We start from the raw sequence: 19,865 nt of genomic DNA on the forward strand, positions 1-19,865 counted from the left end.
ACAAAAGCTGAAATGCATGCAGGCTGCCGGCCTCATCAGAAATACCCCTCCTGCTTCTTCTTCTCCATCGACGCGGACGGATCGTGGTCGATCACGCGACCCTGGCGCTCGGACGTGGTCGCCACCAGCATCTCGGCGATGATCTTCTCCAGCGTGTCCGCATCGGATTCGATCGCGCCCGTCAGCGGATAGCAGCCCAGCGTGCGGAAGCGCACCTGCTTCAGCGCCGGCCGTTCGCCTTCGCGCAGCGGCAGGCGTTCGTCGTCGACCATGATCAGCGCGCCGTCGCGCTCGACCACCGGGCGCGGCGCGGCGAAATACAGCGACGGCACCGGGATCTTCTCGCGGTAGATGTAGAGCCACACGTCGAGCTCGGTCCAGTTCGAGATCGGGAACACGCGGACCGACTCGCCCTTGTGGATGCGGGTGTTGTAGAGCTGCCACAGCTCCGGGCGCTGGTGCTTGGGATCCCAGCGATGCTGCGCGGTACGGAACGAAAAGATGCGCTCCTTGGCGCGCGACTTCTCCTCGTCGCGACGCGCGCCGCCGATCGCCGCATCGAAGCCGAACCGGTCCAGCGCCTGCTTCAGCCCCTGCGTCTTCATCACGTCGGTGTGCACGGTCGCACCGTGGGTGATCGGGCCGATGCCCTGGGCGATGCCCTCGGGGTTGGTGTGCACGTGCAGCGTGATGCCCATTTCCGCGGCGCGGCGATCGCGGAACGCGATCATCTCGCGGAACTTCCAGCCGGTATCGACGTGCAGCAGCGGAATCGGCGGCTTGCCAGGCGCGAAGGCCTTGCCCAGCAGGTGCAGCAGCACCGAACTGTCCTTGCCGATCGAATACAGCATCACCGGATTGCGGAAGCTGGCCGCGACTTCGCGCAGGACGTGGATGCTCTCGGCCTCCAGGCGATCGAGATGGCTGAGAGTGGCCCTGCTGTCGGCGAGCGGGCTCAGGGAGGGAGCGTTCAGAACGGAGGGGTTCGGTGAAGGCAGGGACATCGGCAGGCTGTCAACGAAAAACGGGGCGGCGAAAGCAGGCGCTTGCGAGGCCCAATCGTGACGCAAATCGGGCTGGAACGCCCGGTCGGGCTTGGGGGGGGCAGTATCGCCCGCCCGGCGGCGCGCGAGATGCGGGCTGGGCATAAGCGCATAGCGCGAAGTCCTTTCTCCCCGCGCCGGCGCATCACTAGCCTCGCCGCATCACCTCTTTGTCGAGCCGCAGGATGTCCGCCTCGCCCGCTACCGTCACCGGTCCAGGCAGCATGCCGAACGGCACGCCGGCCGCAATCGCGCCGCCGCTGTTCTCGCCCGAGCAGGCGACGCTGCTGGAGCAGCTGACCGGGACCCTCGACGGTTCGGGCCTGTGGTGGCTATCCGGCTATGCCGCCGGACTGGCGCGTTCCCAGGCCGTGCCCGTGGTGCGGCCGGCCGCGGTGCCCGCCACGGAACCGCAGCCCGCGACGCGGCTGACCATTGTCTACGGCAGCCAGACCGGCAACGCGAAGCGCGTGGCCGAAAGGCTCGCGCAACAGATTGAAGCGGCGGGACTGCCCGCACGCCTGGTGCGCGCCGACGCGTATGCGACGCGCGAGCTGAAGAACGAGCGCCACCTCGCCATCGTCATCAGCACGCAGGGCGACGGCGATCCGCCGGACGATGCGCGCGGCTTGTTCGACTTCATCACCGGCAAGCGCGCGCCGCAGTTGCCGGAACTGCATTACGCCGTGCTTGCGCTCGGCGATTCCAGCTATCCGCAGTTCTGCGCGATCGGTCGACGCCTCGATGAACGCTTGAGCGAGCTCGGTGCGAAACGCTGGTTCGCCCGTGGCGAAGCCGACCTCGACATCGACACCGTCGCCACGCCCTGGCTGGCGAACGCCCTCGCCGCGGCGAAGGAGGCGTTTAAGCCGCAAACACCGTTGCCGCTGGCGACGGTCACGCCACTGCGTCCGCTCGCCGCTGCGGTGAGCGCGTACACGCGCGACAACCCCTTCCCTGCCGAGTTGCTGGTCAACCAGCGCATCACCGGGCGCGGCAGCGACAAGGACATCCGCCACTTCGAACTGTCGCTGGAAGGCTCGGGTCTGCAGTACGAAGCCGGCGACGCGCTCGGCGTGTGGCCGGTCAATCCGCCGCGCCTGGTCGAAGCCGTGCTGCGCACGCTCGAACTCGACGGCGGGCACGCCGTAACCCACGGCGACCAGACCCTGCCCCTGCGCGACTGGCTGTCGCAGCGGCGCGAACTGACACGCCTGTCGCGCCCGTTCGTCGCGGCGCACGCGGCGCGCGCCGGGGATGCGGGGCTCGATGCGCTCCTCGCCCCCGATCGCGCCGCCGACTTCGCCCGCCTGCTGGCGGAGCAACAGATCATCGACCTCCTCCAGACGTATCCCGCCGCCTGGACCGCCGAAGAACTGGTCGCCGCATTGCGCCCGCTGGCTCCGCGTCTGTACTCGATCGCCTCCAGCACCAAGGCCGTGGGCGAAGAAGTCCATCTCACCATCGCGCATATCGAATACGCGGCGGCCGGCGATCACTCGGAAGACCGCCTGCGTTGGGGCGCCGCCTCCAATTTTCTCGCACGCGCCAGCGAGGGCGAGAAGCTGCCGGTGTTCATCGAACGCAACGAACGCTTCCGCCTGCCGAAGGACGGAACGCGCGACGTCATCCTGGTCGGTCCGGGCACGGGCATCGCGCCGTTCCGTGGTTTCGTGCAGGAGCGTGCGGCGATCAGCGCGAGCGGCCGCAACTGGCTGTTTTTTGGCAATCCGCATGCGCGCAGCGATTTCCTCTACCAGCTGGAATGGCAGGACGCGCTGAAGCGCGGCGTGCTGCATCGCCTCGACCTCGCCTTCTCGCGCGACCAGGCGCACAAGGTGTACGTGCAGGACCGCCTGCGCGAGCACGGCGCCGAAGTCTTCGCCTGGCTCGAAGGCGGCGCGCACCTGTACGTCTGCGGCGACGCGACGCGGATGGCGCGCGATGTTCACGCCACGCTGCTGGACATCATCGCCACGCATGGCGGCAAGTCCTCCGAGGACGCGGCCGATTACCTCAACGAGCTGCAGGCCCAGGGCCGCTACGCGCGGGATGTGTACTGATGGCCATTGCTCCCGACTTTGCGGTTGCCTTTGCGGGTGCGGGTGCGGGTGCCTTTGCCTATGCCTTTGCTCGTCATTCCCGCGGAAGCGGGAATCCAGCGACTTTGCTTTCTCAATGCGCTGTGCCAATAGCCAAGACACTGGATTCCCGCTTCCGCGGGAATGACGAGCAAAAAATCCTGCGTAGCCCGGGTAAAACCGCAGGCCGCACCCGGGATAACGCACCGCCTCGCCCCCCCGGGTGCGCTGCGCTTACCCGGGCTACGGGCCTGTTGCACCGGAAAAGCAAAGTCGCTGGATTCCCGCTTGACCAGCCTTCGGCTGCGATGAAGCGCCTCGCGGGAATGACGAGCGCAAGAGCCACGCAGGATCGATGCCCCCATGACCACCCACTCCGTCGAAGACATCAAGAAATCCAGCGCCCGCCTGCGCGGTACGCTGCTGGAGTCGCTCGCCAACCCGATCACCGGTGCATTGGCCGAGGACGACCAGACGCTGATCAAGTACCACGGCAGCTACCAGCAGGACGACCGCGACCTGCGCGAGGAGCGCCGCCGGCAGAAGCTGGAGCCGGCGTACCAGTTCATGATCCGCACGCGCACGCCCGGCGGCGTGGTCACGCCGGAGCAGTGGCTGAAGCTGGACCGCATCGCCACGACCTACGCCGAACGCGGCCTGCGCATCACCACCCGCCAGGCGTTCCAGTTCCACGGCGTGATCAAGCGTGAACTCAAGGCGACGATGCAGGCCATCAACGCCGCGCTGATCGACACCCTCGCCGCCTGCGGCGACGTCAACCGCAACATCGCGGTCGCGGCCAATCCGCACGAGTCCGCCGCGCACGCCTTCGTGCACGCGCAGGCGGCGGCGCTGTCCGCGCACCTGCTGCCGAACACCCGCGCGTACTACGAAATCTGGCTCGACGAGGAACGCGTCGCCGGCAGCGGCGAGGAAGAAGAGCGCATTTACGGCGCGGCCTACCTGCCGCGCAAGTTCAAGATCGGCTTCGCGATCCCGCCGTACAACGACGTCGACGTGTTCGCGCAGGATCTCGGCTTCATCGCGATCGTTGAAGACGGCGTCGTCGCCGGCTACAACGTCAGCGTCGGCGGCGGCATGGGCGCGACGCACGGCGATCCGGAAACGTATCCGCGCCTCGCCGACGTCATCGGCTTCATCACGCCCGACCAGGTCACGGCGATCGCCGAGGCCGTCATCACCACCCAGCGCGACTGGGGCAACCGCGTGCTGCGCAAGCGCGCGCGGCTGAAGTACACCATCGACGATCGTGGACTCGACGCGTTCACGCAGGAAGTCGAGCGTCGCGCCGGATTCCCCCTCCCCCCGGCGCGGCGCTTCGATTTCGTGCACAACGGCGACCGCTTCGGCTGGATCGAATCCGATGACAGCGGAGGCGACGACGGCCTCTGGCACCTGACCCTGCGCATCGTCGCCGGCCGCATCCAGGATCGCTCGCAGCCGCACCTCACCGGGCTGCGCGCGATCGCGCAGGCGTTGCTGGATGCGGGCGATGCAACGCGCCCGCCCGAGTTCCGGATGACGGCGAACCAGAACCTCGTGATCGCCAACGTCCCGGCCGCACTCCGCGCGCGGATCGATGCACTCGTCGCTTCGCACGGCCTGGGAGAACACGCGCATGCCTCGCCGGTGCGCCGCAACGCGATCGCCTGCGTGGCGCTGCCGACCTGCGGCCTGGCGATGGCCGAGGCGGAGCGCTACCTGCCCGACTTCCTCACCCACATCGAAACGCTGCTCGACAGGCACGGCCTGCGCGAGCAGCCGATCAACATCCGCATCAGCGGCTGCCCCAACGGCTGCTCGCGGCCGTACCTGGGCGAGATCGCGCTCGTGGGCAAGGCGCCCGGCCGCTACAACCTGATGCTCGGCGCGTCGCACAAGGGCGAACGCCTCAACACTCTGTACCGCGAAAACATCGACGAGCCCGAGATCATCAAAGCGCTCGATCCGCTGTTCGCGCAGTACGCCGCCGGCCGCGCAAGCGGCGAATACTTCGGCGATTTCCTGGTCAGGAGCGGCCTCGTCCGCACGGGCATCGTCGCCACCAAGGCATTGCCACTGGAACTGGTCGCATGAGCCCGCCCGATCCCGTCACCGCCGCCGAGTCCCCGCGCTCGCTGGACGAACTCAACCAATGGCTGGCGACACAGTCGGCCGAGCAGCGCGTCGCCTGGGGCCTGGCGAACCTCGCCGGCGAACACGCGCTGTCGTCCAGCTTCGGCGCGCAGGCGGCAGTGTCGCTGCACATGGTCACGCGGCAGAAGCCGGACATCCCGGTGGTCCTGGTCGACACCGGGTACCTGTTCCCGGAAACCTACCGCTTCGTCGACGAACTCAGCGAACGCCTCGCCCTGAACCTCAAGGTGTATCGCCCGCAGATCGGCGTCGCGTGGATGGAAGCCCGCCTCGGCAAGCTGTGGGAACAGGGCGTCGACGGCATCGAGCGCTACAACCGCCTGCGCAAGGTCGAACCGATGCAGCGCGCGCTGCGCGAACTCGGCGCGCGCACCTGGATCTCCGGCATCCGCCGCACGCAGTCGCGCAGCCGTGCCAGCACCCCGTTCCTGCAGCTGCACGACGGCCGCTGGAAGCTGCACCCGCTCGCCGACTGGAGCGACCGCGACGTGTGGCTGTACCTGCAGAAGCACGACCTGCCCTACCACCCGCTGTGGCACCAGGGCTACGTGTCGATCGGCGACGTGCACACCACGCGCCGCCTCGAAGCGGGCATGAACGAGGAAGACACACGCTTCTTTGGCCTGAAGCGGGAGTGCGGGTTGCATGAGGAGTGGGGTAGTGACCAGGCGGCGTGAGTGGGCTTCGGCGCTGGCTCAAATCAATAGAAGGCTCCGCGAGCACGGGGCTCCTTTCTACTGGCAGCTTCCGGGCGAAAGGGGCCAGAGATTTAGCAGCTTCGTCCTAGACAATATGTTGTCGTTCGCCTTTGGCTAGACGACGGCAGGCGCCTCGCCCCACCCTAAGCATCGCCCCGGCAACGTGCTCCAGCTTTCCGTAATCAAGTTCGCGGTAAGCGGTGTCCTCGAACGGATATCGCCAATCTATGAATGGTGCGTCTCCCAGTTCCGCGAGCACGGCTGGAATGTCAGGAAGAACCGATCCGGCTTGAGTGAGCATCGAATATTCCGCGAGGATGGCCGCCCGAAACTTTGGGTGCAGGCCGGCCCAGAGCTGTGAGTACTTGTGCCCATGAGGGTGTAGCCCAGCAGCCTTCAGTTCGGCGTAGGTCAGATCCGGATTGGCTGCCACGATGAAAAATTTCAGCAGCAACTCGACAGCGAATGCTGTATTGACCGCGGCCGGGACGAAAAAATCTCCGTTCTGCTTTTGGACAATCGACTGCACAGCACCAGCACCAATATCCGCAAAGGTCGCGGCGAGGTCGTAGATCATCTGATAAAGCGGACGAGGATCTTCGGCCGCGCATCGCGCGAGTTGCTCCTCCCTTTCGCGTCGCTCGTCGCCACTCATAGATAGTCCTGTTGTACGGTGAAAGAAGCATTGCCCACTATCGGCCAGTTCTTGCCACTCGCCGGAGCGCCCTCACTCTTGCTCGTCATTCCCGCGAAAGCGGGAATCCAGTGGCTTTTCTCCGGGTCTTGCTGCGGCCATTTCTCGCCACTCATCGAAGCGAATCTACCGGCCACTCCCGCGGATCCCGGGGGCGGCGACTTCGCTTCGACTCCTTCCCGCCAGAAGAAAGGATTTCAGAGTACCGGGCAGACTCTGTCCTTTTCTTTCCAAACGACGAAGCAGCCATATTTTTCTGGAGCAGCAAGAGGAAAAAGGGGGCTTTCATTGTTTAGCGCGCCAGCTCCAGCGCCCATGCATATTACGTATTCTTGTAAATACGCATCGACTGAGTCTCGCCGCTGGAATACAGCGACATCCCCATTAACAGCTATCTTGCTCCTCAGTGAATTGCGACCAGTAATGAGAAGCCATTGAGTTCGCTCGCGCATGAGGCCTGAAGCTTGAGACAACTCTCCTTCATTATTCTTACAAAGCAGGGTATTCACAGCATCGTTGGCAACATGCTCACGAAGCGTAGTTAGGAACCCTGTGATCTCACTCGAGTATTTCGTAACTAAGATGTCCCCGTCTTCATTAAGAAGACGGCGGGACCAATCGTTAGGAGCTGGCGTGATCACCCGCCATTTGTTGACCCTAAAAGGCTTTGGCCCATCGAGTTCTGAATCTATGAAGTCGCCAGTTACCTCGACAGTAGCACCATCGAATTCTTCAAACTGAGCATAGATGTACTTCGGGGCGTCAACTAAGCGAACTTCCCTTATCGCATTGACGGGGCTACTCAACTCCACCGTTGCACCACCGTGAAGCAGCTCGGCTTGAGCATTCTCTACATAGAGCCGGCCTGTTAGTTGAACGTCATTTCTCGTAACCGAGACACAACCTGTCAAGAAAAAACCAACCAGGAGTACACAACTAATCTTCATTGCGGAACCTCCTTCCGGCTGTCGCATTTGATGAGTCTGTCCATCGCTGGCGCCATGATTCGTAAATCTTCATGTTTCGCTCTCCGCCGAATGTTCCCTGCTGCAAGACTCGATACCGGGGCTCGTAACGATCTCCAACCCTTATCACCTCGATTACCGTTTGAGCGCCGGTCGGGGTCCATATCACACTCGGAATTTTCTGCTGAACCAATACTTGGAGATCCCCTGGACCCGGGAACTCCCTTGCCAGATTTGTTAATGGGACATCCCAGCCCTGCTGATTCATTTTTTCTGCAACTTCGCCTTCAATGAGGAGATGGCCATGTATTGTGGCTTGTCCCCCTTGCGGCATTCGAATCGATACGCAGTGCTCAGTACTCTTCTCCACCTCCGGCTGCGCTATCTCTCCTGACGGCATGAGTGAAACCAGGTTTTCGTTGGTGCCTGAAACGTAGCTTCGACTCCCCTTCACCGCTGCCTCTTGCTCAGGGGTCAGCCTGATTTCCTGATCAAACTTGTAAGCTCTATAGCCCGCGTAACGCTGATTGCGCTCTCGCGCTGTCTCGCCAGTGCATCCATCGCCGCCACCCGACGCTGTGACGCATATTGAGCTTGGAGTGACCGCTCCATTGGCAGAGCTGCCCTTCGCATCGGAACGACTATCACTCTGGGTCGTATGTCCCATGTCCGCTTAGGGGCGAACACCGCCAGTCCGCGGTCAGTTGGCTGCCACTCCGGAGTGGCAGCACGCCACGGCAGCGCGAGGTTTCAACCACGCCCACGCGCTGATCATGCTGTGGGGCCTATCGCGAATGAGCGTCTTCCGTTATTCAGCGTGCTCGCCGCGTCGATGCCGGCGCTTTTCATACAGCTGCTGGTCTGCCCGTGCCATGGTGCGGTCCAGCGTCTCGCTGTCCGCCCGAATGGCCCAACCGAGCGAGAGCCCGCACGGAGACTTTCCTTGCGCGGCCGCTTCCGTGATGCGCTCCACCAGCGCTGGTGCATTGGCAGCTGCCTCGTTGAACAGCAACACCATGAACTCGTCGCCACCCATACGCACTACAACGTCATCCGAACGCGTTTGCGACTTGAGGAACACGACGACACCGACCAGCACCTCGTCGCCGCGTTCGTGGCCGTAGGTGTCATTGATCTGTTTGAAGTGGTCCAAATCCACCAACACGCATCCCCAATGCTTCAGTTCCCCGCCCCGCTGCAGGTAGTCGAGGTAGCGACGGTTGCGGGCACCGGTGAGCGGGTCGGTCAGGCTGGCATCCTCCACCTCTTGCTGGCGCCGAATTTCGTCGGTCAGGTCTTGCGCATGCCCGATCACCACGGGCGTCGCATTGCCATCCGCGTACAGCCGGTTGTGGAAGCGCCAAGCGCGCCATTGGCCATCGCGCCGCTGCACGGTCATCATTCCGGTAAAGCTGCCTTGACGAGCGACCGTCTCCAGATAGAGACGCACTTGGTCGCGGAAGCGCTCGGGCACCAACTCGGCAAGCGATATCCCGGCCAGCTCATGAGATTCGTACCCTAATGCCTGGGCCGCAGCCGGATTGGCGGCCAATACCGTGCCGTCAAGGCTGTGTTCGCAGATCAGGCCCAGGCCGTGTTCGAACAGTTCGCGATAGCGCTGTTCGCTGGTGGTAAGCGCCTTCACCGTGAAGGCCTGCTCTTCGACCAAGCGCTGTGTTTCGGTCACGTCCAGGGCCAGTACCAGGCAAGCGTTCCGGCCGCGGAATTCCATGGTGTGCACGCTGACGTCCGCCAGGATCTCGTCGCCGTGCCGGGTGCGATGGCGTTGCACCACGCCGTCGAGGACCATGTCTCCGGACTCGGCATCTGCGCCGGCCGGCATACCCAGGTCGGTGATGCGCATGGCGCGGAATTCCTCACGCGTCCAGCCGTAGTTACGCTCCGCGGCCCCGTTGGCCTCCAGGATCTGCAGCGTTTCGAGGTCGTAGACCCAGATCGGCACAGGATTCTGGTCGAACAGGGCACGGTGCTCCGCCTCACGCTCGCGCAGCTGTTGCTCCATCTTCTGGCGAGTGATCGCATAGTGGAGCACGCGGGATAGCGACTCGGCTGTAACGCGTCCTTTGACGAGATAGTCCTGGGCGCCGTGCTCTACCGCTTCCATTGCGGTTGCCGCATCGTCCAAGCCGGTGAGCACCACGATAGGCAGCGCCGGAAAACGCTCCCGCAAGGTTTCGATGGCGCTGGCGCGGTCGGTGTCGGGCAACCCACGATCCAGCAGCACAACATCGTAGTGGCGGTCAGGTTCGGCAAGCCGCCTCATTGCGGCCGTAAAGCTGGCCACCCTGTCTATTTGGAAAGTTTGTTCGCGAACCGGAGCAGCCTTGCTCAAATGCACTTCAATGAGCTGGGCATCGATGTTGTCGTCTTCTACCAGCAGGACATTCCGTGCGTTGCTCATCGGGGTCATCCCTCCTCCACCGAAGCACACAGCGTCATACGACGATGTCTGCATGAAGCCTGATCCTTCTGGCACCGCTACCGGTCATGCTGGGACCGCGCGCCTGAGGTCGATTCCAACATGCCATATGGTCGCGTGCAAACGCTGGACACGGAAATGGGGGAAACAGAAGGCGGCGGCTTCGACTGTGTTCCGCGAACGCAGAAGGGCGAGGAAAACATGCTGCATCAGTTGCTCGCACTGGGACCCAGTTCCGCAAATGCTTCGGGTGGTCGTTAGCGGCCAACATCCTCGTGAAAAAGAACCCCCCATCTGCGGGTTTTCTCTTGTTGCGCATCGGAAGTATCTGGTCGCGTCGGCGCGCCAGGCCGTGCCGAGTTCGGGTTGGTTGCGGCGGCCTTGGCCTTCGAAGCGCTTGGCCAGACCCTAGGCGCAATGAAATTGCGCCGAGTTCCAGCGGCGTGGATTCCGGCGCATTACCCTTCGGCTAATGCGCCTACGACTGCGACTGTGCTGGAGTGAGTGGCGACACCTGGCCGGAAGCTGTCAGCCAGCGCAGCCCCACCCGGGCCCTCCGCATGCCGTGGTCAACCCGGGTGCGGCCTGCGGCCTTACCCGGGCTACGTCCAGTCGACTACACCACCAGGTCCAGTCGACTCCGTTCGAAGTCCAGTCGAGTACACCGCCGGGTCCAGTCGACTCCGCTCAAAGTCCAGTCGACTACACCTTCGCGTCCAGTCGACTCCGCTCGAAGTCCAGTCGACTACACCATCGCGTCCAGTCGACTCCCCTCGAAGTCCAGTCGACTACACCACCGCGTCCAGTCGACTCCGCTCGAAGTCCGGTCGACTACACCATCGGGTCCAGTCGACTCCCCTCGAAGTCCAGTCGACTACACCGTCGTGTCCAGTCAACTGCACGCCCGGATGCAGCCGGCTGTATCCGAAGTCCGGTCGGCCGCCTCTGGAATCCGGTCGCTTGTCTTCCGGTGCCACCAAGGAAAAGCCCGGCGAACCGGGCTATTTCCTGGCTCCGCTCAAGCCGCCTGGCTGAGCGTCTCGCTCAGTTCGGACCAGTTCGGCGGCTCCGGCCAGTCGGCTTCCTGATTGCCGGCGAGGACGCGCTGCAGATCGCGCGGGTCGATCTGCGGCGCGAGCGCGTGCAGCAGTTCGAGCGTGTAGTCGCGCAGCACGCGTTCGCGCGGCAGCACGGCCCATGCGATGCATTCGGGTATCGCCGCCGGTGCGGGCAGCGCGACGAGATCGGTGTCCTCGCGCACATCCACCGCCATCTCGGCGAGCAGGCCGACGCCGAGACCCGAACGCACGTAGGTCTTGATCAAGTCGGCGTCGCGCGCGGTCATCGACAATTGCGGCTCCAGGCCGGCGGTGGCGAAGGCACGGCGCAGCGAGGACTCCGGGCGCGTCGAGGATTCGTAACTCACCAGCGGCTGCGCGGCCAGCTGCGCGAGCGTCGGGCCATTGCCATGGCGCGCCAGCGGATGCGAGCGCTGCACGAGCACTACGCGCTTCCATCGGAACAAGGGCACGGCGATGCCGCCCGCGGGCGCTTCGCCGGCGCTGCTGATCAGGGCGAAATCGGATTCGCCGCGCGCCAGCAGGTCGAGCACGTCGCCTTCGGAACTGGGCAGCAGGTGCACGCTGACGCGCGGATAGGTCTTGCGCAGTTGCGCCACGGCCGGCGGCAGGACGAAGCGGGCCTGCGTGTGCGTGGTGGCGAGCACGAGGCGACCCTGGCCATCGCGGCGCTGGTTGGCGGCGTAGGAGCGGATGTTGGCCGCTTCGGTGAGCAGGCGGCGCGCGTGGGCAAGCACCTGGGTACCGGCGGGGGTGATGCTTTCGAGGCTGCGGCCCTTGCGTGCGAACAGCAGGAAACCGAGTTCTTCCTCGAGTTGCTTGAGTTGCTTGGAGAGGCCGGGCTGCGTGGCGTGCACGCGTTCGGCGGCGAGGGTGATGTTGAGGCCGGAATCGGCGATCGCGACGAAATAACGGAGTTGCGTCAGGGTCATGGCGGCGTCTGGGGTCGATCGGGTTGCGGGGCGGGAGCGGCGGAGGTGGCTGCGGTGCAGGTGTGCGAGCGGCGCCAGGCGGACATCGGATGACATTTCATGATTGCATCTCTTTATGCGGATGAACGGATAGACCATAACGTCATGAGCGGGGCCGTGTCCAGCGCCGCTCATGCCGGAAAGGCATGAAGCCACAGCAGGGGGTCATTTCCGCCCCCCCGGCTGGCAACGCTAGGTTGCGGAAACGTCCCCGATCGCCCTGCCCGCCCATGTCCGCGCCTCCCCTCTTCCCGTTCTTCGCCCAGCTCGCCGGTCGCGGCGTGCTGGTCGTCGGCGGTGGCGCCGTGGCGCGGCGCAAGGTGCTGGCGTTGCTGGCGACCGGGGCGCGGGTGCGGGTCGGGGCACCGGAGCTGGAGCCGGAAATGGCCGAGTGGACCGCGCAGGGACGGATCGAAGCGATCCGCGGTGCCTTTGAGCCCGAATGGCTGGACGAGATCTGGCTCGTGGTGGCCGCCACCGACGATCCCGCCGTCAACCGGGCCGTCGCCGAAGCCGCGGAAGCCCGCCGGATCTGGGCCAACGTGGTCGACGATGCCGAACTGTCGAGCGTGCACCTGCCGGCGCGGGTCGAACGCGGCTCCGTGCAGATCGCCATCTCCAGCGGTGGCGGCGCGCCGATGCTGGCGCGGCACCTGCGCGAGCAGCTGGAACGGCAACTGGACGAATCGCTGGGCGCGCTGGCCGAACTGCTGACGCAGGCGCGGCAACGCATCCGCGATCGCCTGCCCGATCTGCCGGCGCGGCGTCGCTTCTTCGAGCGCGTCCTGCGCGGGCCGATTCCGGGGCTTTTGCGCAAGGGCGATGTCGCCGGCGCGCGCCGCGAATTCACTGCGACGCTGGAACAACCGCAAGCCGTGCAAACCGGCAGCGTGGCGCTCGTCGGCGCCGGCCCCGGCGATCCCGGCCTGCTCACGCTGCGCGCCCTGCGCGTGCTCAACGAAGCCGACGTGATCCTGCACGACCGCCTGGTCAGCGGCGAGGTGCTCGCGCTGGCGCGCCGCGACGCAGAATTCATCGAAGTCGGCAAGCAGGTCGGCGGCGACCACCACGCCACGCAGGCGCGCATCCACGCGCTCATGATCGAGCACGCGCGGCTGGGCAAACGCGTGGTGCGGCTCAAGGGCGGCGATCCGTTCGTGTTCGGTCGCGGCGGCGAAGAACTGCAAGTGTTGCGCGAGCACGGCATCGCCTTCGAAGTGGTGCCCGGCATCACCGCGGCGATCGCATGCGGTGCGTATGCGGGCATCCCGCTCACGCACCGCGAGCTCGCGCAGTCGGTTCGCTTCGTCACCGCGCACACGAAGGACGAAGACGAGACGCTCGACTGGGCCGCCCTCGCGCAGGAAAAGCAGACGCTCGCCTTCTACATGGGCGTGTCGGCACTCGAAGGAATCCGCGACCGGCTGGTCGCGCACGGCCGCGCCGCAACCACGCCTTTCGCGATCGTCGAGAACGGCACGCGACCTGAACAGCGGGTCGTCACGGGAACACTGGCCGCTCTGCCCGAACTAGCGCGTTTCCACTGCGTGGGCGCGCCGGCCTTGCTGTTCATCGGCGAAGTCGCCGCGCTCGCCGCGGACCTGCACTGGTTCGGTAGCGAACCCTTAACAGCAGCGGGCGCAGGATGCGGTCCGCTCGCCACATTCGCGCAGGCCGCGTAATTCCGTCCCTTCTGAGCACATCCCCCAACATGACTATTTACAACAGCATCCTCGACACCATCGGCTCCACGCCCATCGTCAAACTGCATCGCATCGCGCCGAAGCACGTCACGCTCTACGCGAAGAACGAAGCCTTCAATCCCGGCGGATCGGTGAAGGACCGTCTCGCCCTCGCCATCGTGCTCGACGCGGAACAGAAGGGCCTTCTGAAACCGGGCCAGACGATCATCGAAGCGACATCGGGCAACACCGGCGTCGCGCTGGCGATGGTGGCGGCCGCACGCGGCTATCCCTTCGTGGCGGTAATGTCGGACTCGTTCTCGATCGAACGTCGCAAACTGATGCGCGCGTACGGCGCGAAGGTGATCCTCACCCCTGCGGCGGAACGCGGCAGCGGCATGGTGCGGCGCGCGCAGGAGCTTGCGGAGCGGCATGGCTGGTTCCTCGCGCGGCAGTTCGAGAACGAAGCCAATCCTGCGTATCACCGCAACACGACGGGCCCGGAAATCCTGCGCGATTTCGCCGGCCAGCGCCTGGACTATTTCGTCAGCGGCTGGGGCACCGGCGGCACGATCACCGGCGCCGGCGAAGTGCTCAAGCTCGCGCGCCCGGGCCTCAAGGTGATCGCCAGCGAGCCGGCGGGCGCCGCGCTGCTGTCGGGCAAGGAATGGGCCCCGCACAAGATCCAGGGCTGGACGCCGGATTTCCTGCCCGCGGTGCTGAGCCGCACGATCGCCGACGAGATCCTGCCGGTCGACGAAGTCGTGGCCCGCGACACCGCGCGCCGTCTCGCCGTCGAGGAAGGCGTGTTCGTCGGCATCTCCGCCGGGGCGACCATCGCCGCGGCGCTGCAGGTCGCCGAGCGCGCGCCGGAAGGTTCGGTGCTGCTGGCGATGCTGCCGGATACCGGCGAGCGTTATCTGTCGACGTTCCTGTTCGAAGGCGTGAACGAGGGTTCCGACGACGAATGGCTGGCGTCGCTGGAAAAGGCTCCGGTCGCTGCCTGACGGCACCGGCGATACGGATGCTGTAACCCACCCTTCTCCCCGCCTGCGGGGAGAAGATGCCCGGAGAGCCTGCCCCCGAATGCTTTAATCGGGGGGCAGATGAGGGGGAGCGAGCGCAGCGAGTTGCCTTGCTTTCCTCGCAAGCACGGGGCAAAGGCAAAAGCAGCTCGCTACACTCGCTCCCCCTCACCCGCCCTGCCCTCGGCAGGCCGACGCCGCTTCGACCCTCTCCCCGCAAGCGGAGAGAGGGAAAGCAGCAAGCCGGTGGCCCTGCGGTTACTCTTTGCGTCGGACCTGAAGACGCACCGCATGGGCATCACTGCAATCTCCGATCGCGACATCACCCGCCTCGCCTGGGCACGCGCCGCCACCGGCGACGCCGATCTGCAGCTGGAACGCGCGTCGGTCGACGCCGGGTTCCGCAGTTACTGGCGCGCGCAAACGCGCGACGGCAGCTGCATCGTGATGGATTCGCCGCCCGACCTCGAGGACGTGCGTCCGTGGCTGCGCATCCGCGAACTGCTCGAAGGCGGTGGCGTGCGCGTACCGCAGGTGCTGGTGCAGGACATCGAGGCGGGCTTCCTGCTGATGGAAGATCTTGGGGGCCCCACGCTCGCGCAGATCCTCGATGCCGACAACGCGGATGCGCATTTCGACAGCGCCATCGGACAACTGCTGAAACTGCAGGCAATCACGCCGCCCGCGGGCATGGGCGAATTCGGCGAGGCGCTGCTGCAACGCGACGCCGGCCTGTTCGAGGAATGGTTCCTGCGTCGCCACCTCGGCATCGATCTCGACTGCGCCGGAGCCGAGCAATTGCAACTGGTGCAACGCCGCCTGATGGACAACGCACTTGCCCAACCGCGCGTGCTTACCCATCGCGACTTCATGCCGCGCAACCTGATGCCGGTCGCCGATGGGCCCGCGGTCCTCGACTTCCAGGATTGCGTGATCGGTCCGATCGCCTACGATCCGGTCAGCCTGTTCAAGGATGCGTTCCTGGGCTGGCCGCTGGCGCGCGTCGACGGCTGGCTCGCGCACTACCACGCACGTGCGCTCGAAGCCGGGTTGCCGGTGCCGCCGCGCGAGGGCTTCCTGCGCGATGCCGACTGGCTGGGCGTGCAGCGCCACCTGAAGATTCTCGGGATCTTCTGCCGCCTGCATTACCGCGACGGCAAGTCGAAGTACATCGCCGACCTGCCGCGCTTCATCGTGTATCTGGACGAAGTGCTGTCGCGTTATCCGGAACTGGCCCCGTTGCGCGATCTGCTCGACCAGCGCATTCGTCCGGCGATGTCGCGGGTGACCGCATGAAGGCGCTGATCTTCGCCGCCGGCCTCGGCGAACGCATGCGGCCGCTGACCGACCACACGCCCAAGCCGTTGCTGTCCGCGGGCGGAAAGCCGCTGATCGTCTGGCACCTGGAAAAGTTGGCGGCCAGCGGCGTGCGTGAAGTCGTCATCAACACCAGCTGGCTCGCGGAGCAGTTTCCCGCCGCGCTCGGTGATGGCGAACGCTGGGGTTTGCGCCTGCATTTCTCCTACGAAGGCCCGACGCCGCTGGAGACCGGCGGCGGCATGTGGAATGCACTGCGGTTGCTGTCGGGCGCCGACGAGCCGTTCCTCGCGGTCAACGGCGACATCTGGAGCGATTACGACTTTGGCCGCCTGCCGCGCGATCCCGACGGCGACGCGCACCTGGTCCTGGTCGACAACCCGCCGCAGCATCCGCAGGGCGACTTCGCGCTGGCCGGCGAGGGCGGCGTGCACGGCGACGGCGCGCAACGGCTGACGTTCTCCGGCATCGGCGTCTATCGCCCGGCGCTGTTCGCGCATTGGCGCGAGATCATCGGCGATGCACCCGGCGCCGACGCGAGACCGCCGCGCTTCAAGCTCGCGCCGTTGCTGCGCGCGGCGATGGCGCAGGCGCGCGTGACCGGCGAGCACCACCGTGGTCGCTGGACCGACGTCGGCACGCCGCAGCGTCTGGCGCAGCTGGATGCGGAACTCGCATCGCTGGTGCGCTGACCCGTTCTACAGATCCAGCGTCTGCCGCAGGAACGGCACGGTGAGGCGCCGCTGCGCCGCGAGCGATGCGCGATCGAGTTGGTCGAGCAACGACGTCAGGCCGCCGAGGTCGCGGCCCACGCGCTTGAGCAGCCATTCGAGCGCGGCCTCTTCCAGCACCAGTCCGCGCCGTTGCGCGCGTTGCTGCAGGACTTCGCGGCGGCCGTCGTCGTCGAGCGGCGACAGCGTGATGCGCGTGCACTGGCCCAGGCGCGAACGCAGGTCCGGCAGGGACAGGCCGATGGCGTCGGGAATGTCGCGCGCGGCATACAGCAACGCGACGCCGGCCGCGCGCGCGCGGTTGTGGGCATCGAACAGGGCGATCTCGTCCTCGCGATTGCTGGCGATGGCGTCGAGGCCATCCAGCGCGATGAGGTCGTTGCCTTCCAGCGCCTGCAGCGCATCGCGCACGCGTCCGGCTGCGGCCGCCAGAGGCAGATAAGCCGCGCGTTGACCCGCGGCTTCGGCCGCGGCGCAGGTCGCCAGCAGCAGATGGGTCTTGCCCACGCCGGCCGGGCCGGCGAGATACGTGGCATCGCGACTCACGGACGCCCGCGCGCCCTCGCCCGCCAGCGTGCGCAGCAACTCGATCGCGCCCGACGGCGCACGCACGAACGCCTCCAGACGCTGGTCGGGCGGATAGCGCAACGCCAGCGGCAGCTGCGGTATTCCGTGCACGCCGCCACTCACTTCGATTCGTGCTCCGCAGGTTCCGGCACAGCCGCTTGCGACGGCGCCGGCTGGTCCGCCGCAGCAACCGTCGCCGGCAGCGGTTGTTCGCCGGCATACAGGCGGCTGTGCGTGTAGCGCTCTTCCGCGTAGCGCAGCAGCACGTTCGCCACGGCGGCCACCGGCAGCGCGAGCAGCATGCCGAGGAAGCCGAACAACTGCCCGCCCGCCAGCACCGCGAAGATCACCGCCGCCGGATGCAGGCCGATGCGGTCGCCGACCAGCTTGGGCGTGAGCCAGTAGCTCTCGATCACCTGGCCGATGCCGAATACCACCAGCACACCGGCGACGTGCTCCCAGTCGCCGTACTGCACCAGCGCCGCGATGCAGCCGAGGATGATGCCGCTCGCGGGTCCCAGGTACGGCACGAACGTGAGCAGGCCGGCGATGATGCCGATCAGGATGCCGAGGTCGAGCCCGACGCCCCACAGTCCCAGGCCGTACATCACGCCGAGGATGATCATCACCAGGAACTGCCCGCGCAGGAATGCGCCGAGCACGTCGCTGGACTCGCGCGCCAGCTTCGAGACCGTCGCCAGGTGCGCGCGCGGAATCAGCGACTGCACGCGCGCCACCATCAGGTCCCAGTCGCGCAGGAAAAAGAACGTCAGCACCGGTAGCAGCACGATGTTTGCGACCAGGCCGAGGATCGCGAAGCCCGAGCGCGACAGGTAACCGAGCAGCGTCGTCGCGACGCCGCCGGCGCGTTCCCAGTTGGTGCGGATGAGTTCGGCGAGGCGGTTGAAGTCCAGCCACGCGGAGATGTCCATCCGCGTGCGTGCCTCCAGCCAGGGAACCGCCGTCTGCAGCAGCCAGTCGCGGTAATGCGGCATGGACGCGATCAGCGTGGCGATCTGGCGCTCGATCAGCGGCACCAGCAGCACCAGCACGATGAGCATCACCAGCGCCATCGCAGTGAATACCAGCGTGACCGAGGCGTTGCGCGAGCGGCCGGTGCGTTCGAGCCGGTCGACCAGGGGATCGCCCAGCCAGCCCAGCATCGCGGCGAGCACGAAAGGCGTCAGCACCGGCGCCAGCAACCACAGCAGCCACAGCGCGCCCAGCGCCAGCGCGGTCCATTGCAGGCGCTTGAGGAAGCGCGCGATCTCGAACAGGGGGGTGTGCGAATCCATCAGCGCAGCCGGTACAGCGAGGAGTCGTCTTCGGTCGACACGATCACGTCGTCGCGATCGGCCATGCGCCGGAAGCCTTCCAGCCCCGATGCGAGGTCGAGCGTGAACGTGACGCTGTCCGGCGTCGCGCGCAGCGGGGTGATCTTGCGGACGATCGCGAGGTTGTCGAGATACCCCGCAAGGCGCATGTAGTCGTTGCTGCTGCGGATGCCGGCGAAGGTGACGGGATAGCTGCCCGGCGGGCCGACCGGACTGCGCCTGGCGTAACGCTTGGTCAGTGCGTCGGCGGCGCCGTCGGCACCAGTGGCGATGAGGCGGCGGGCATCGCTGTCGGTGGCGCTCCAGCTGGCGAGCACCTTGCCGTTGTCGACGAAGGTCCAGTCGGCCTTCCAGCCGCCCTCGCTGCGGTAGACCTTGCCGATCAGCTGCATCGGCGGCGAATAGCGCAACGAGGCGCGCGCGACGGCGGCGCTGTCGCCGCGCCAGATGGCACCGACCGTCGCCTGTTCGGCGGCATTGCCCGTCGGCAGGCCGAGCGCGTAACCGCGCTCCTTCGCCCGGTTCAGGATCGTCCGCGCGACGTTCGACTGCGACAGTCCGACCAGCCGCGGCCCCTTGCCGTCGTCGATGCCGAGCCACAGCACCGGCTTGGGACGGGGCATCGGCCACACGGGCAGTCCGACGGTTTCGATGAGCTCGTCGACCTGTTCCTGGTCGAAGCGGACGATCAGCGTGGTGCCGAAGGTCGGCGCGCCGGTCGGGCCGACGCCTTCGTCCTGCCGGTAGTCGTAGCTCTTCACATAGTCCTTGGCCCGGCGCAGCTCCTGGCCGACGCCCGGCTGCGCGGCGACCGCGCGAATGCCCGACAACCGGGCCAGCACCGCCGACAGCGCGCGCGCGAAACCGGTGTTGCGCTCGGTCTCGCCCTGCCCGTTGACGCTGACTTCGGTCTCGTAAGGGCCCTGTGCGCCCGCGCGATCGCCTTCGACGCGCTGCGCCACGGCGCCGAAGCTCGCCAGCAGCAGCGCGGCCAGCCAGAACCCTCGAAATGCACGCACCATCGCTGTCCCTGGTCGCCAGAATCCGTGGAAATGGTGCCGCACGGACCCCAAGACGTCCA

15 protein-coding genes are annotated in these 19,865 nt (G+C 66.1%); 7 read left to right on the forward strand and 8 right to left on the reverse strand.

The features are described from left to right. Positions 1-35: 35 nt before the first annotated feature. On the reverse strand, positions 36-1,004 hold the full coding sequence (gene cysD / locus ACFPN1_RS06370; protein ID WP_386753892.1) for a sulfate adenylyltransferase subunit CysD: 969 nt from the start codon (positions 1,002-1,004) through the stop codon (positions 36-38). Between the two features lie 263 nt (positions 1,005-1,267). On the opposite strand from cysD, the gene ACFPN1_RS06375 reads away from it, so the two are divergent. From ACFPN1_RS06375 to ACFPN1_RS06385, 3 genes are all read left to right on the forward strand, one after another. Further along, entirely contained in the window at positions 1,268-3,106 is a 1,839-nt protein-coding gene (locus ACFPN1_RS06375; protein ID WP_386754060.1) for an assimilatory sulfite reductase (NADPH) flavoprotein subunit, read from the forward strand. Positions 3,107-3,487: 381 nt separating this feature from the next. After that, positions 3,488-5,221, forward strand: coding sequence for an assimilatory sulfite reductase (NADPH) hemoprotein subunit (cysI, locus tag ACFPN1_RS06380; RefSeq protein ID WP_386753894.1), 1,734 nt, complete (start codon positions 3,488-3,490; stop codon positions 5,219-5,221). Beyond that, entirely contained in the window at positions 5,218-5,958 is a 741-nt protein-coding gene (locus tag ACFPN1_RS06385) for a phosphoadenylyl-sulfate reductase (RefSeq protein WP_386753896.1), read from the forward strand. Before cysI ends, ACFPN1_RS06385 begins: the two co-directional genes overlap by 4 nt. Before the next feature lie 106 nt (positions 5,959-6,064). Here ACFPN1_RS06385 and ACFPN1_RS06390 read toward each other — a convergent pair whose 3' ends face one another. From ACFPN1_RS06390 to ACFPN1_RS06405, 4 genes are all read right to left on the reverse strand, one after another. Further along, complete coding sequence (locus tag ACFPN1_RS06390) at positions 6,065-6,556, reverse strand: hypothetical protein (protein WP_386753898.1); 492 nt, start codon at positions 6,554-6,556, stop codon at positions 6,065-6,067. Between the two features lie 314 nt (positions 6,557-6,870). After that, positions 6,871-7,620 (reverse strand): hypothetical protein, encoded by a 750-nt coding sequence (locus tag ACFPN1_RS06395; protein ID WP_386753900.1) that lies wholly within the window; start codon positions 7,618-7,620, stop codon positions 6,871-6,873. An 826-nt stretch (positions 7,621-8,446) separates the two neighbouring features. Beyond that, positions 8,447-10,060, reverse strand: a complete 1,614-nt coding sequence (locus ACFPN1_RS06400) for a PAS domain S-box protein (protein WP_386753902.1) — start codon at positions 10,058-10,060, stop codon at positions 8,447-8,449. A 1,036-nt stretch (positions 10,061-11,096) separates the two neighbouring features. Beyond that, complete coding sequence (locus ACFPN1_RS06405) at positions 11,097-12,089, reverse strand: LysR family transcriptional regulator (protein WP_386753903.1); 993 nt, start codon at positions 12,087-12,089, stop codon at positions 11,097-11,099. 269 nt (positions 12,090-12,358) lie between these two features. On the opposite strand from ACFPN1_RS06405, the gene cysG reads away from it, so the two are divergent. From cysG to murU, 4 genes are all read left to right on the forward strand, one after another. Beyond that, complete coding sequence (gene cysG / locus ACFPN1_RS06410; protein WP_386753905.1) at positions 12,359-13,810, forward strand: siroheme synthase CysG; 1,452 nt, start codon at positions 12,359-12,361, stop codon at positions 13,808-13,810. A gap of 29 nt (positions 13,811-13,839) precedes the next feature. Then, positions 13,840-14,817: a cysteine synthase A gene (gene cysK, locus ACFPN1_RS06415; protein WP_386753907.1), complete on the forward strand. Its 978-nt coding sequence runs from the start codon at positions 13,840-13,842 to the stop codon at positions 14,815-14,817. Positions 14,818-15,126: 309 nt separating this feature from the next. Beyond that, positions 15,127-16,131 (forward strand): aminoglycoside phosphotransferase family protein, encoded by a 1,005-nt coding sequence (locus ACFPN1_RS06420; protein WP_386753909.1) that lies wholly within the window; start codon positions 15,127-15,129, stop codon positions 16,129-16,131. After that, a complete protein-coding gene (murU, locus tag ACFPN1_RS06425) occupies positions 16,128-16,844 on the forward strand; it encodes an N-acetylmuramate alpha-1-phosphate uridylyltransferase MurU (protein ID WP_386753911.1) in 717 nt (238 codons plus the stop codon). The genes ACFPN1_RS06420 and murU overlap by 4 nt, the downstream gene beginning before the upstream one ends. A 6-nt stretch (positions 16,845-16,850) precedes the next feature. Here murU and hda read toward each other — a convergent pair whose 3' ends face one another. From hda to ACFPN1_RS06440, 3 genes are read right to left on the reverse strand one after another with little or no spacing between them, the layout of a single operon-like run. Continuing rightward, positions 16,851-17,561 carry a DnaA regulatory inactivator Hda gene (gene hda / locus ACFPN1_RS06430; protein ID WP_386753912.1) on the reverse strand — a complete coding sequence of 237 codons (711 nt, stop codon included), beginning with the start codon at positions 17,559-17,561 and terminating at the stop codon, positions 16,851-16,853. 8 nt (positions 17,562-17,569) lie between these two features. After that, entirely contained in the window at positions 17,570-18,745 is a 1,176-nt protein-coding gene (locus ACFPN1_RS06435; protein ID WP_386753914.1) for an AI-2E family transporter, read from the reverse strand. After that, positions 18,745-19,803: a DUF2066 domain-containing protein gene (locus ACFPN1_RS06440; protein ID WP_386753915.1), complete on the reverse strand. Its 1,059-nt coding sequence runs from the start codon at positions 19,801-19,803 to the stop codon at positions 18,745-18,747. The genes ACFPN1_RS06435 and ACFPN1_RS06440 overlap by 1 nt, the downstream gene beginning before the upstream one ends. Between the last annotated feature and the right edge of the window lie 62 nt (positions 19,804-19,865).

The sequence above is a fragment of the Lysobacter yangpyeongensis genome, from assembly GCF_042655745.1.
Classification (GTDB): Bacteria; Pseudomonadota; Gammaproteobacteria; order Xanthomonadales; family Xanthomonadaceae; genus Agrilutibacter; species Agrilutibacter yangpyeongensis.